Here is a 12,321-nt window from a genome sequence, read left to right as displayed (position 1 = left end):
ATATGAGGGTGATATGACCGAGGCAACAGTGATCGAAAGCCATTGGCAAAGCGATATGCGCGACGGGTTGCGCGATGTTGCCCCGGTTTTGGGCGCTGTGGTGCCCTTTGCCGCTGTGTTTGGGGCGGTGGCCGCCGAAGCCGGTATGGGCATGGCTGATATCATGCTGGCCTCGGCCACCATCTACGCCGGGGCGTCGCAGTTTGTGATGGTTGAATTGATGGGGCAGGACTTGCCGATCTGGTCGATTGTTCTCGCTGTTTTTGCCCTGAACTTTCGCCATGTTTTGTATTCGGCGTCGCTCGGGCGCCACATGGGGGCGTTTGGGTTTTGGCAAAAGGCATTGGCCTTTCATCTGTTGGTTGACCCGCAATTTGCCGCTTCGGAAATGCGGGCGCTGAAAACCCGGCTGCGCCCGACCTACTATTTCTCCTATGCCACAGCGATCTATTCGGTGTGGTTGGGGGCCAACCTTTTGGGCATTCTGTTTGGCGCGCTGATTGACGATCCGGCGGCCTGGGGGATGGATTTCCTTTTGCCGCTGTATTTTATGGGGCTGATCATGGGCTTTCACGGCCGGGGGCATTTCTGGGTGATCCTAAGTACTAGCGCGGTGGCCTCGATCATTGTCCATCAAACTTTGGGGAGCCCTTGGCACATCACCTTGGGCGGTGGCGTTGGCCTTGTGGTCGCGGCGGCCCTTAGCAAACCCAAAGAAGCGGAGGCGGCAGCATGAGTGATACGGTTTTGATCATCCTGCTTTGTGCGGCGGCAACCTATCTAACCCGGATTGGCGGGCATCTCATCATGGTGCGCTTTGGTCAGGTCCATCACCGGGTCGAGGCCGCCTTGGCCGCCGTACCGGTTGCGATCCTCTCGGCCTTGGTCGCGCCGTCCTTGATGGCCGGGGGCGTGCCGGGGGTCTTGGCCCTTGGGGTCACGGCGCTATCGGCCATGCGCGTGTCGCTGGTGATTTCGGTGGGCTTGGGTGTGGCAGTCTTGCTTGGTTTGCGCGCCGCCGGGCTTTGAGCCAGCTGTTAACGTTAAAATTCTGGCCAAAAGATATGTTTTTGGCTACTCTACCCCAAAGCGACCCCGAAAACGGGGCGATGAGGCAGTAAAAGCGGTGATCTCATGACAGAGATGGTGTACGGCACGGTTCCCGTGCGTGATGTTGAACCTGTGTTGCCCAAGTGGTGGCGCACGGTCGATAAATGGACTCTGAGCTGTATTCTCATGCTGTTTGGTATGGGGATATTGCTTGGGCTGGCGGCCTCGCCGCCTTTGGCGGAACGCAACGGTTTGACCCCGTTTCACTATGTCCAACGTCAGGCCTTCTTTGGCGGCTTGGCCATGATGGTGATGTTCCTCACCTCGATGATGAGCCCGCTTTTGGTGCGGCGTTTGGCGGTCCTCGGCTTTATCGCGGCCTTTATCGCCTTGGCTTTACTCCCTTTTCTTGGAACGGACTTTGGCAAAGGCGCGGTGCGCTGGTACTCGCTTGGCTTTGCCTCGATCCAACCCTCTGAATTCCTGAAACCGACCTTTGTGATCATGGCCGCGTGGCTTATGGCCGCCGGGCTTGAGCTTGGGGGGCCTCCCGGTCGAACCTATAGCTTTATCCTTGTGGTGACGATTGTGCTTATGCTGGCGATGCAGCCCGACTTTGGTCAAGCGTCGCTGGTGCTGTTTGGCTGGGGCGTCATGTGGTTTGTTGGCGGTGCGCCGATGATCTTGTTGATCGGGCTGGCTGGTCTGGTGGTGCTGGGCGGCATGTTTGCCTATGGCGCGTCCGAACACTTTGCCCGCCGCATTGATGGCTTTCTCAACCCCGATGTCGATCCAACAACCCAGCTTGGCTATGCCACCAATGCCATCCGCGAAGGTGGTTTCTTTGGTGTTGGTGTGGGCGAGGGCACGGTGAAATGGTCGCTTCCCGATGCGCATACCGATTTTATCATCGCCGTTGCGGCCGAGGAATACGGGCTTGTCATGGTTTTGGCCATCATCGCGCTTTACGCCACAATTGTGGTGCGCAGCCTTGTGCGCCTGATGCGTGAACGTGATCCGTTTATCCGCTTTGCGGGGACCGGTCTGGCGGCGATGTTTGGTGTTCAGGCGATGATCAACATGGGCGTTGCCGTGCGGTTGCTTCCGGCCAAGGGCATGACCCTGCCGTTTGTAAGCTATGGCGGCTCTTCCCTCATTGCCGGTGGCATTGCGGTGGGCATGTTACTGGCCTTTACCCGCACGCGGCCTCAGGGCGAAATCGGTGACATGCTCCGATCACGCGGGCGGTAAGACACAGATGGGCAGGGTTTGGCGCAGCATGTAGCGTCATGATTGCCCAAATCGCGCCTATAAGGTATCTGACCCCGAAACTGGGTGTGGAGTAGGTAAAATGGCAGAGCGCAAGCCCTTGTTGGTGATGGCGGCAGGTGGAACAGGCGGACATATGTTCCCTGCTCAGGCTCTGGCTGAACTGATGTTGCGCCGTGGCTGGCGGGTCAAGCTTTCGACCGATGCGCGCGGGGCGCGTTACACCGGTGGCTTTCCCCACACCGTCGAAATCGAAGAGGTTTCCAGCGCCACTTTTGCCCGTGGCGGCATCGCGGCCAAGGCGATTGTGCCGTTCAAAATCCTTGGCGGCGTTGTGTCGACCTTTTTCAAATTTCGCAAGGATCGCCCGGATGTGGTGATCGGCTTTGGCGGCTACCCGTCTATCCCGGCGCTAGGTGCGGCGTGGTTGATGAAATTGCCCCGGATGATTCACGAACAAAATGGCGTTTTGGGGCGGGTGAACGAAATCTTTGCCCCCAAGGTGGATGTGATTGCCTGTGGCACATGGCCGACGGCCTTGCCCGAAGGTGTAGACGGCGTCCATGTTGGCAATCCGGTCCGTGGCGCGGTGATGGAACGCGCGGGTGCCGGCTATATCGCGCCGGGGCCTTATCCGATGTCGATGCTGGTGATCGGTGGGTCGCAAGGCGCGCGTATCTTGTCCGATATGGTGCCCCCGGCGATTGCTGCGCTGCCGCTGGATGTGCTCGGGAACCTCCGGGTGAGCCATCAGGCTCGCGACGAAGATGGCGAACGCGTAAATACCTATTACGCGGAAAACGGGGTAGACGCCGATGTCCAGCCGTTCTTCCACGATGTTCCCGCCCGCATGAGCGAGGCGCAATTGGTTGTGTCGCGCGCAGGCGCGTCGAGCGTTGCTGATATTAGCGTGATTGGGCGGCCCTCTATTTTGATCCCCTACAAACACGCGACTGGTGATCACCAAAACGCCAATGCGCAAGGCTTGGTTGATGCCGGGGCGGCGATCCGCATGCCCGAAAGCAAGCTCACCATAGAAAGCCTGAGCGAAGCGATTTTGCAGATTCTGACCAATGAAAAGGGCGCGATCCAAATGGCAAATGCGGCCCTAAGCGTCGGCAAACCCGAGGCCACCGAAGAACTGGCCGCTTTGGTCGAACAATTGGCCGGATATACAGACCAAGTTGATAACGAAAACCAAGAATAACGAGAAAACAGGCGGGGCAGCACATGAAAGATCTGGATTTTGAACGGAGCACTGCGATGACAGGGGCAACCAAACTTCCCGGCGACGTCGGGCCGATCCATTTTGTTGGCATTGGTGGCATTGGCATGTCGGGCATTGCCGAAGTGCTGTTGAACCACGGCTATGTTGTTCAAGGCTCTGACCTAAAAGAGAGCAAGATCACCAACCGTCTGGCCGAGCTGGGCGCGCATATCTTTGTCGGCCAAAAGGCCGAAAACCTAGAGGCGGCCGAAGTTGTTGTGATCTCTTCGGCAATCAAGCCGGGCAACCCCGAATTGGACGAAGCCCGCCGCCGTGGTTTGCCGGTTGTGCGCCGCGCCGAAATGCTGGCCGAGCTGATGCGCCTGAAATCCAACATTGCGGTCGCCGGAACCCACGGCAAAACCACCACCACCACCATGGTGGCCACGCTTTTGGACGCCGGTAACTTTGACCCGACCGTTGTGAACGGTGGCATCATTCACGCCTATGGTTCCAACGCCCGGATGGGCGAGGGCGAGTGGATGGTCGTCGAAGCCGATGAGAGCGACGGCACCTTTAACCGTTTGCCCGCAACTGTCGCCATCGTCACCAATATCGACCCCGAGCATATGGAACATTGGGGCAGCATCGAAAACCTGCGTGACGGGTTTTATCAGTTTGTGTCGAACATTCCCTTCTATGGTTTGGCGGTGTGCTGCATTGATCACCCCGAAGTGCAGGCGCTGGTCGGTCGTGTGTCTGACCGCCGGGTTGTGACCTATGGGTTCAACGCCCAAGCCGACGTGCGCGCCATCAACCTGACTTACAAAAAGGGTGTGGCGCATTTTGATGTGGCGTTCCAATCCGAAGATCTGGTGATCGAAGGCTGTACCCTGCCGATGCCGGGGGACCACAACGTTTCCAACGCATTGTCCGCCATTGCTGTGGCCCGTCATCTCGGTATGTCTGGTGATGAAATCCGCGAGGCACTAGCGGCCTTTGGCGGCGTCAACCGTCGTTTCACCAAGGTTGGCGAAGTCAACGGCGTCACCGTGATTGACGACTATGGTCACCACCCTGTTGAAATCGCCGCCGTGCTCAAAGCCGCCCGTCAGGCCACCGAAGGCCGGGTGATTGCCGTGCACCAACCGCACCGTTATTCCCGCCTGCATCACCATTTCGAAGAATTCTGCAGCTGCTTCAACGACTCTGATGTTGTTGCCATCGCAGAGGTTTTTGCCGCCGGAGAAGACCCCATCGAAGGCGCAAGCCGCGATGATCTTGTCGCCGGTTTGGTCCGCCACGGCCACCGCCATGCGCGGGCCTTGCATAGCGAGGACGATCTCGAACGCTTGGTTCGTGAACAGGCGCAGCCCGGTGATATGGTTGTCTGCCTTGGGGCCGGGACAATTTCGGCATGGGCCAATGCCTTGCCGGATCGCCTCAAAGGCTAATTCACGTCGAACCGCATCGCTAAATATGTCGACCCGCAGGACTTTCAAGACCTGCGGGTTTTGACTTTTTGTGGGGGTAATACTGCAGAACCGAACTTGTATCCCCATCCAAACCACGTTCTGACGCCACGTTTCATGCGGGACTTGTGATGTGTCAAAGAACGGCCCGGTCTTCACCGAATAATAGGGTCGAAAAGACCAGGGTGCATTATGTCAGAACAGCTCAAACGCCGTATCGGATTACCATTGCTCGTCGCCTATGGCGTGGGTGTCATGGTCGGAGCCGGAATTTACGTTTTGGTCGGCGCAGTTGCCGGGGTCGCCGGGCAATGGGCCCCGTATTCCTTTCTTTTGGCGGGGTTAATCGCGGCCCCCACCGCCCTGTCTTATGCCGAATTCAGCACCCGCATTCCCGAAGCTGCGGGCGAAGCGGCCTATGTCGGCGAAGGTTTTCGATCAGACACCTTGGCGGTTTTGGTCGGTCTGGCCATTGTCGTCGCCGGCACGATCTCGGCCGCGGCGGTGCTGCGCGGCGGCGCGGGGTATTTGCTTGGCCTGGTTGATATTCCTCTGGTCTGGGCCGTCATCGCAATGGGCCTTGTTCTTACCGCTGTTGCGATTGTCGGCGTGATGGAAAGCCTAAGCCTCGCCGCGCTATTCACCGCCATCGAAGTCATTGGCCTTGCCCTTGTTGTCTGGGCCGGAGCAACAAGCGAACCGGTTGCCCAAATTGGCGGAGCAGTGCCTTGGGCCGGGATCGGGGCCGGGGCTATGTTGGCGTTTTTCGCCTTTATCGGTTTCGAAGACATCGTCAACATGGCCGAAGAGGTCCGCGATCCGACCCGCACCATGCCGCGCGCCATCTTGCTATCCCTAATCATCACCTCAACCCTTTATGCATTGGTGGTTTGGGCGGCGTTGCGGGCGGTTGCCCCGGACCAATTGGCCGGTTCTGAACAACCCTTGGCACTGGTTTGGTCCACAGCCACCGGCGGTGACGGGCGTTTCCTCGCTGCGATTGCAGTCTTTGCGGCGCTAAACGGCGTGCTGGCTCAGATCGTCATGGCAAGCCGCGTGCTCTTTGGGTTGGGCAAACGCACCCCGGCCTTGGCCGTCTTCCACCATGCCCATCCGCGGTTTGGCACACCCGCATTGGCCAGTGTTCTTGTCGGCGGGTCGGTCATGTTGGGCGCCGTTTTATTGCCCGTGGCGGTTTTGGCCGAAACGACGTCTGCGGTGTTGCTGGCGGTCTTTGTACTGGTCAACGCGGCGCTGATCGCGGTGAAACGACGGGGTGTGGATGGACCTTTCAACGTCCCAATGTATGTGCCATGTCTGGGTTTGATCCTGTCTTTGGCCGCATTGGTCGGAAATTTCCTTAGTTAAAAGGCCCAGAAATGTTTGGAACGCTTGCCACACTCCTTGTGCTGTCCTTTATCGTTAGCGTGATCTTGGCGCGTATCGCGGGGGGCAAGATCGGCATGGGTTTGGTGATCCTTGCCGCAATTTGTATTGTTATTCTTGGCTTTAGTGGCCTCATGCCGATTGCGATTGTTGCGGCTGTTGCCATCTTGATCGGCGGCATCTTGGGCACAATGTTCGGGGCCACATGGAAAGACCGGGCTAGCCGTTAACCCCTTGCGCGACACCGCCTTTTGCGGCATTGTCAAAGCGCCTTGGGGGCCAGCGGAGTAGGATATGTCACTTTCTTTGATCCTCGCCTTCCTTTGGCTCATCATCGCCAATGTGTTGGGTATGATCCCGTCCAAAGACAACATGTGGTCGCGCGCCTATGGGCTGATCGCGGTTGGCATTCCGTTGTTGGGCTATGTCACCTATCAAAACGGTCCCTGGATCGGGTTGATCTTTCTGGCCGCCGGGATGAGCGTTCTGCGCTGGCCGGTGCGATACCTTTTTGCGTGGATCAAGAGGCTGATAAGCCGTCCGGACCCGAACTAAGCCACGATCAGCCGCCCGGAATGGCCTTTAAAACAGGGTCCTATGCAGATTTGCACAAGGTCTCTGCATCAAAGTGGGGAATTCCCCACTGGTTTTCCCCCTAAACCCCGCCCATCTTAAACTGGTGCAATCGGGGGATTAGCCATGCTTTTGATGATACCATTTTTCGCTTTTCTAATGGGCCTGATTTTGGGCTACGCACCGGTGCGCGCCTGCCGGTCTGATGTGACATGGGGCTATGCCGGATTGCTTGTCGCACTTGGCGGCTTGCTCTTGTTCAAAGAGGTCACCGTGCCGGGTTTAGACGGGGTGATTTACACGCTGGTGGGGCTATTCGTCGTGACGCCAAGCTTGATCGCAACATTGATCGGGGCAGGGGTGGCAAACCTGCGCCCTCGCGAAATGTGTTAAGCCGCGTTAACCGCCAATCGGTACAAAACACCTCGAGTTTGGTAGAGATTGCCTTGTGATTTTTTGGACGCCGAAAGTGACGCTCTGCCGCGTCATACCACCTTGCACAGCACCCCATAACCCGCCATCTTACCCGCGATGGTTGAGATTGCAGATATCAAAGATCGTGAGAGCCTCGAGGCTTGGCTAAACGCCCTTCCGCAAGACACGGAAGAGGAGCAGGCCCGCGCCCGGCGCATTGCGGTGACATTGGCATTTCGCGCGGCGGCGCGGGTTTTGCCGATTTGGTGGGAGTGGACGCTGACATCCGATCGGGCACGCAAAGGTGATTTGACAGCCCTGCCAATTCTACGCAGTCTTTTGATATCCTCGGTTGCCGCCATTGTGCCAACCGAGGATATCAGGAAAGCCGCCGCCGCCTCCTTCGCCGCCGCCGCCGCCTCCTTCGCCGCCACCACCGCCGCCGCCGCCACCGCCTCCTTCGCCGCCGACGCCACCGCCCGCGCCGCCGCCGCCTCCTTCGCCGCCACCGCCTCCTTCGCCGCCGACGCCACCGCCCGCGCCGCCGACGCTACCGCCCGCGCCGCCGACGCCGCCACGATGTGGCGAAACTTCCAATCGGATGCGGAGAAACTTGTGTCTTCCGACGCAAGGGCTAAGAGGCCGTTATGGGCTGAAACCTCGCCGGTACAAGAAAAGTGGACGGCTGTTCAAACCATCCTGCAAGAGAGTGGCCAATCCGATGCTTGGGCCTTTTGGATCAACTGGTACAACGGATTGCTAAACGGCACCGCCCCAGCCGCCGACAGCCCGATGATGGTTGAGATAGCTTTGCTTCCCAATGAGGTTTGGGAGGATGAAGAGGACGCGAACAAGCGGATCAATGAGATTTGGCAAGCGCATTTGAAAGCAGGCCTTGAACGCGAAAAGATTAACTACAACCCGGAAACAGACGTCTTTGAGGCAAGCGTGGCCGAGGTGGCTCGGCCAGACAGGCTTGAATTTGCAGTGCAACGGCTTACCGAGTTGCGGGGACTTGTTGATGTCTCGGGCAACCTAAGTGGTGCATTGCGTGGCGAGATGTTTTTGATTTCCAATGCGGTAGATACTCATCGCGAAAACGCCGCCATGGTTTGGAACAATGCGCGGTCCGCACTCGCCTTGTTAAAGGGAAATATTGCGTCAGGGGGATGCCCCAATGATGCGCAGGAACCCGTTGTTGGTTTGGTGGAAACCGCACTGGTTGAGGTTACCAATACATTGGCGGATGAACCTGCGGTTCTTAAGGTAACTTCGGAACCGGTGACAGAAGCGGATATCGTCGACGATGAAGCGCAAGCGGTGTTGAACCTTGCGGCTTATGCTGTTGCTGAGGTGATGGAACCTGCTTTGGCAGCCGAAACCAAAGAGGCGGCTGACCTTATGGTGTTGCCGGGGCAATCGCGTGCAATGAGGGTATGGGCAACGACACGGGTCGCAGGACGTGTGATGAGTGTTTGGATTGCGGCGCGGTATCAAAACCTAAAGTCTGTTATGGATGAAACAGGCGAGTTGGTTGAAAAAGTAGATCGGATCGTTGGGGGATTGGCGTCTATTGGCAAGAAATCCGCGGCTGCCAGCGCGGCTGTTGGTGCGGTTGTCTATTCGGAACAAATCGCGGCGGCCGTGCAAGCCATTCTGAAACTGGCCTTTTAGTTCATCATCGTCGCCTTGCGACGATTGCGCCCGAACCGCCGCCCACCCCATTTCGGGTGTGATATCGTGGATTGGGTGCGGCATTCGATTGGCATATGTCTCGTCCGGCCTTGTGCCGGGCTGCGCCTGACCCTCCCCATGGGAGGGCGCATTCTTGATGTTTCGCATCACACCAAGGAAGTTTGTGCTGATGTGGCGTGGATTTAACTTGAGTGGTCGCGCCCACCCAGGGTCAGGCGCTGCCCTTTGTTTCTTCTCTATTGCGAGTTGGAATGGGGATTGGAGTAGTTCCTGAAACGTCAGATTGCGACGATTGCGCCCAACCCGTGTCGGGCGCGATATTGCTGAGGGGGCGGGGGCCGTTGATCCTTGTTCTGGCTTGTCGTACACCGAACAAAAATGAGCGGTGGTTACTATGACTGTTGAATTCCCTGTGGTGCGGGGGCGTCTGACGCCTGATCGTGTGTTGAATGACCTGACCTGGTTGCGGGTTGGCGGACCGGCGGATGCTTTGTTTCAACCGGCTGATCTTGACGATCTCAAGGATTTTCTAAAATCCTTATCCCCCGACATTGCGGTGTTTCCGATGGGCGTTGGGTCAAACCTCATCGTGCGCGATGGCGGCATTCGCGCCGTTGTGATCCGCATGGGGCGGGGTTTTAACCATATCGAGGTTGAGGGCAATCGTGTGACCGCCGGTGTTGCGGCGCTGGATGCGCATGTGGCGCGCAAGGCGGCCGCTGCGGGTGTTGATCTTACGTTTTTGCGCACCATTCCCGGTGCGATTGGCGGTGCGGTGCGGATGAACGCGGGCTGCTATGGGTCCTATGTGGCGGATCATTTCGTTAGCGCCAAGGCGGTGACGCGGGACGGAGAGCTTGTCACGCTCACAGCCGAGGATTTGAATTTTCAGTATCGTCAAACCGATTTGCCCGAGGGCTGGGTGATTGTTGAGGCGGTGTTTGAGGGTGTGGCGGGCGATCCAGAGGAATTGGACGCCCGAATGACAGCGCAGTTGAAAAAGCGCGATGAAACTCAGCCAACCAAAGACCGCACAGCCGGCAGCACATTCCGCAATCCGGCGGGTTTTTCCAGCACCGGCAAGGCGGATGATAGCCATGAGCTAAAGGCGTGGAAGGTGATTGACGACGCGGGCATGCGCGGCGCAACCATTGGTGGTGCCCAGATGAGCCCGATGCATTCGAACTTTTTGGTCAACACTGGCGGGGCCACGGCGGCCGATCTCGAATCATTAGGGGAAGAAGTGCGAAAAAGGGTTTTCCAAAAGAGTCAAATAGAGCTAGTATGGGAAATTATGCGGGTTGGTGAACCGGCGCAATAATGGACGCAGGTCCAAGGGATAGGCCACAAGGCAACGCCCACGCGACGGATACCCACATGAAACGGCCACAGGCAGGTCGTATATAATAATTTAGGGGAAAGCCCGAAAAGGGATAAACCCCATGTAAATGAGGCGGTACTGGGATGTCGAGCAGGACACTCCCGAAAGTAGCGGTGTTGATGGGTGGGCCTTCTGCGGAACGCGAAGTCTCTCTGTCATCCGGGCAGGAATGCGCTGCTGCTTTGACGGGCGAAGGTTATGAGGTTGTAGAGATTGATGCGGGGGCCGATTTGGTCGCTCGCCTTCAAGCTGTTCAGCCGGATGTTGTTTTTAATGCGTTGCACGGCCGTTGGGGTGAAGATGGTTGTGTGCAGGGTATTTTGGAATGGATGGGGTTGCCCTATAGCCATTCCGGGGTTCTTGCCTCTGCCCTTGCGATGGACAAAGAGCGCACCAAAGAGATTTACCGCGCCGCTGGTTTGCCGGTGGCCGAGAGTGTTTTGGCCGGGAAGGCCGAGGTTGAGGCAGGGCATGTTTTGGCGCCTCCCTATGTGGTTAAACCCTATAACGAAGGGTCGTCGGTTGGCGTTTACCTCGTTAATGAAGCGGCCAACAGCCCGCCGAAATTGTCCGATGATATGCCCGAAACAGTCATGGTCGAGGCCTTTGTGCCGGGTCGTGAATTGACGACAACCGTGATGGGCGATCGCGCTCTGGCGGTGACCGATATTTTGACCGATGGTTGGTATGACTATGACGCCAAATACAAAGAAGGCGGGTCGCGCCATGTGTGCCCGGCCGAACTTCCCGAAGAGATAACCGCCGCCTGTCTTGATTATGCGTTGCGTGCGCATGACGCCTTGGGCTGTCGCGGTGTGAGCCGTACGGATTTTCGGTGGGATGACAGCAAGGGGATCGATGGTTTGATCCTTTTGGAGACCAATACGCAGCCGGGCATGACGCCAACGTCGCTTTCGCCTGAACAGGCGCAGGCGGTTGGGGTGAGCTTTGGTCAGCTTTGTGCCTGGATGGTGGAGGATGCCTCATGCAACCGTTGAACCGTAAAGCCAAAGTCGCCCGGCACGATCCCGCGCCTTCGCGTTTGAAATACCGAATGGAGCGGCTCAAGCTGACGCCGGGGTTTCGGTTTTGCATGCGGGTTGTATTGCCCTGTGCGGTGGCCTTTGGGGCGGTTTCGCTTTGGGCCTCGTCCGGCGACAACCGCGCTGCGTTTAATCAGATGATCGCCGATGTGCGCGAAACCGTCGAAAGCCGCCCAGAGTTTCAGGTCAAGCTGATGGCCGTTGATGGCGCATCGCCCGCCGTGGCCGAACAGATCCGGCTGGCGCTTCCGGTTGATTTCCCGATTAGCTCGTTTGACCTTGATCTTGGCAAGATGCACGAGACCGTGGTCGCCATGCATGCGGTGAAAACCGCGCAGGTTCGCGTGCGTCAGGGCAATGTTTTGCAGGTCGAAGTCGAAGAACGTATCCCGGCCGTTTTGCGCCGTGGTGAACGTGGGCTTGAGCTTTTGGATGACAGCGGGGCTTTGGTTGGCCCGGCGAAATCCCGTTCCAAACATGTCATGCTTCCGGTGATTGCCGGGGAAGGGGCCCATGACGCGGTTCCCGAAGCGCTTGACCTATATAAGGTGACCGGCCCGTTGCGGGCGCGGCTGCGGGGGTTCGAACGCATGGGCGCGCGCCGCTGGGATGTGGTTTTGGACCAAGGCCAGCGCATCATGTTGCCAGAGGACAATCCGGTGCGGGCGCTGGAACGCACCATCGCCATGGACCAAGCCATTCAAATGTTGTCTCGCGATTTGATCGTGGTGGATCTGCGCCTTCCGCGCCGCCCGACCATTCGCATGGGACAAGACGCAACTCAGGCCATGTGGGCCGCAAACACAATCAATGCTGCTGGGGAATAAGAAG

The 12,321-nt window shown here is 57.9% G+C and carries 13 protein-coding genes; all 13 read left to right on the top strand.

All coding sequences use genetic code 11. From position 1 onward, the window contains the following. Positions 1-13: 13 nt before the first annotated feature. The 13 genes from Q1A43_RS09420 to Q1A43_RS09360 all read left to right on the top strand — a co-directional run bounded on the left by Q1A43_RS09420 (position 14) and on the right by Q1A43_RS09360 (position 12,317). Positions 14-736: an AzlC family ABC transporter permease gene (locus Q1A43_RS09420; RefSeq protein ID WP_299934379.1), complete on the top strand. Its 723-nt coding sequence runs from the start codon at positions 14-16 to the stop codon at positions 734-736. Then, positions 733-1,029 (top strand): AzlD domain-containing protein, encoded by a 297-nt coding sequence (locus Q1A43_RS09415; protein WP_299924076.1) that lies wholly within the window; start codon positions 733-735, stop codon positions 1,027-1,029. The genes Q1A43_RS09420 and Q1A43_RS09415 overlap by 4 nt, the downstream gene beginning before the upstream one ends. Positions 1,030-1,134: 105 nt before the next feature. After that, entirely contained in the window at positions 1,135-2,301 is a 1,167-nt protein-coding gene (gene ftsW, locus Q1A43_RS09410; RefSeq protein WP_299924073.1) for a putative lipid II flippase FtsW, read from the top strand. A gap of 100 nt (positions 2,302-2,401) precedes the next feature. Continuing rightward, complete coding sequence (locus tag Q1A43_RS09405; protein ID WP_299924070.1) at positions 2,402-3,526, top strand: UDP-N-acetylglucosamine--N-acetylmuramyl-(pentapeptide) pyrophosphoryl-undecaprenol N-acetylglucosamine transferase; 1,125 nt, start codon at positions 2,402-2,404, stop codon at positions 3,524-3,526. 56 nt (positions 3,527-3,582) lie between these two features. After that, a complete protein-coding gene (gene murC, locus Q1A43_RS09400; protein WP_299924141.1) occupies positions 3,583-4,980 on the top strand; it encodes a UDP-N-acetylmuramate--L-alanine ligase in 1,398 nt (465 codons plus the stop codon). A 210-nt stretch (positions 4,981-5,190) separates the two neighbouring features. Further along, positions 5,191-6,366, top strand: coding sequence for an amino acid permease (locus tag Q1A43_RS09395; protein WP_299934377.1), 1,176 nt, complete (start codon positions 5,191-5,193; stop codon positions 6,364-6,366). Positions 6,367-6,377: 11 nt separating this feature from the next. Beyond that, positions 6,378-6,614: a hypothetical protein gene (locus Q1A43_RS09390; RefSeq protein WP_299934374.1), complete on the top strand. Its 237-nt coding sequence runs from the start codon at positions 6,378-6,380 to the stop codon at positions 6,612-6,614. Between the two features lie 64 nt (positions 6,615-6,678). Further along, positions 6,679-6,939, top strand: coding sequence for a DUF2484 family protein (locus Q1A43_RS09385; protein ID WP_299924061.1), 261 nt, complete (start codon positions 6,679-6,681; stop codon positions 6,937-6,939). A 144-nt stretch (positions 6,940-7,083) separates the two neighbouring features. Further along, positions 7,084-7,350 carry a hypothetical protein gene (locus tag Q1A43_RS09380; protein WP_299934371.1) on the top strand — a complete coding sequence of 89 codons (267 nt, stop codon included), beginning with the start codon at positions 7,084-7,086 and terminating at the stop codon, positions 7,348-7,350. A gap of 138 nt (positions 7,351-7,488) precedes the next feature. Then, positions 7,489-9,045, top strand: coding sequence for a hypothetical protein (locus Q1A43_RS09375; RefSeq protein ID WP_299934369.1), 1,557 nt, complete (start codon positions 7,489-7,491; stop codon positions 9,043-9,045). Positions 9,046-9,460: 415 nt separating this feature from the next. Then, positions 9,461-10,387 (top strand): UDP-N-acetylmuramate dehydrogenase, encoded by a 927-nt coding sequence (gene murB, locus Q1A43_RS09370; RefSeq protein ID WP_299934366.1) that lies wholly within the window; start codon positions 9,461-9,463, stop codon positions 10,385-10,387. A gap of 143 nt (positions 10,388-10,530) precedes the next feature. Further along, positions 10,531-11,445, top strand: a complete 915-nt coding sequence (locus Q1A43_RS09365) for a D-alanine--D-alanine ligase (protein ID WP_299924052.1) — start codon at positions 10,531-10,533, stop codon at positions 11,443-11,445. After that, the gene (locus Q1A43_RS09360; RefSeq protein WP_299934364.1) at positions 11,433-12,317 is read left to right on the top strand and encodes a cell division protein FtsQ/DivIB; all 885 of its coding nucleotides are present in this window, start codon (positions 11,433-11,435) and stop codon (positions 12,315-12,317) included. The genes Q1A43_RS09365 and Q1A43_RS09360 overlap by 13 nt, the downstream gene beginning before the upstream one ends. Positions 12,318-12,321 lie beyond the last annotated feature (4 nt).

Source organism: uncultured Pelagimonas sp. (genome assembly GCF_947498515.1).
Classification (GTDB): domain Bacteria; phylum Pseudomonadota; class Alphaproteobacteria; order Rhodobacterales; family Rhodobacteraceae; genus Pelagimonas.
Note: the sequence above shows the minus strand (reverse complement) of the source record. Positions and strands in the feature narration are given on the sequence as shown.

What these genes read in the sequence shown, in the direction of transcription:
- Q1A43_RS09420 (WP_299934379.1), top strand. Translation starts at nt 14, where the DNA reads ATGACCGAGGCAACAGTGATCGAAAGCCATTGGCAAAGCGATATGCGC.
- Q1A43_RS09415 (WP_299924076.1), top strand. Translation starts at nt 733, where the DNA reads ATGAGTGATACGGTTTTGATCATCCTGCTTTGTGCGGCGGCAACCTAT.
- ftsW (WP_299924073.1), top strand. Translation starts at nt 1,135, where the DNA reads ATGACAGAGATGGTGTACGGCACGGTTCCCGTGCGTGATGTTGAACCT.
- Q1A43_RS09405 (WP_299924070.1), top strand. Translation starts at nt 2,402, where the DNA reads ATGGCAGAGCGCAAGCCCTTGTTGGTGATGGCGGCAGGTGGAACAGGC.
- murC (WP_299924141.1), top strand. Translation starts at nt 3,583, where the DNA reads ATGACAGGGGCAACCAAACTTCCCGGCGACGTCGGGCCGATCCATTTT.
- Q1A43_RS09395 (WP_299934377.1), top strand. Translation starts at nt 5,191, where the DNA reads ATGTCAGAACAGCTCAAACGCCGTATCGGATTACCATTGCTCGTCGCC.
- Q1A43_RS09390 (WP_299934374.1), top strand. Translation starts at nt 6,378, where the DNA reads ATGTTTGGAACGCTTGCCACACTCCTTGTGCTGTCCTTTATCGTTAGC.
- Q1A43_RS09385 (WP_299924061.1), top strand. Translation starts at nt 6,679, where the DNA reads ATGTCACTTTCTTTGATCCTCGCCTTCCTTTGGCTCATCATCGCCAAT.
- Q1A43_RS09380 (WP_299934371.1), top strand. Translation starts at nt 7,084, where the DNA reads ATGCTTTTGATGATACCATTTTTCGCTTTTCTAATGGGCCTGATTTTG.
- Q1A43_RS09375 (WP_299934369.1), top strand. Translation starts at nt 7,489, where the DNA reads ATGGTTGAGATTGCAGATATCAAAGATCGTGAGAGCCTCGAGGCTTGG.
- murB (WP_299934366.1), top strand. Translation starts at nt 9,461, where the DNA reads ATGACTGTTGAATTCCCTGTGGTGCGGGGGCGTCTGACGCCTGATCGT.
- Q1A43_RS09365 (WP_299924052.1), top strand. Translation starts at nt 10,531, where the DNA reads ATGTCGAGCAGGACACTCCCGAAAGTAGCGGTGTTGATGGGTGGGCCT.
- Q1A43_RS09360 (WP_299934364.1), top strand. Translation starts at nt 11,433, where the DNA reads ATGCAACCGTTGAACCGTAAAGCCAAAGTCGCCCGGCACGATCCCGCG.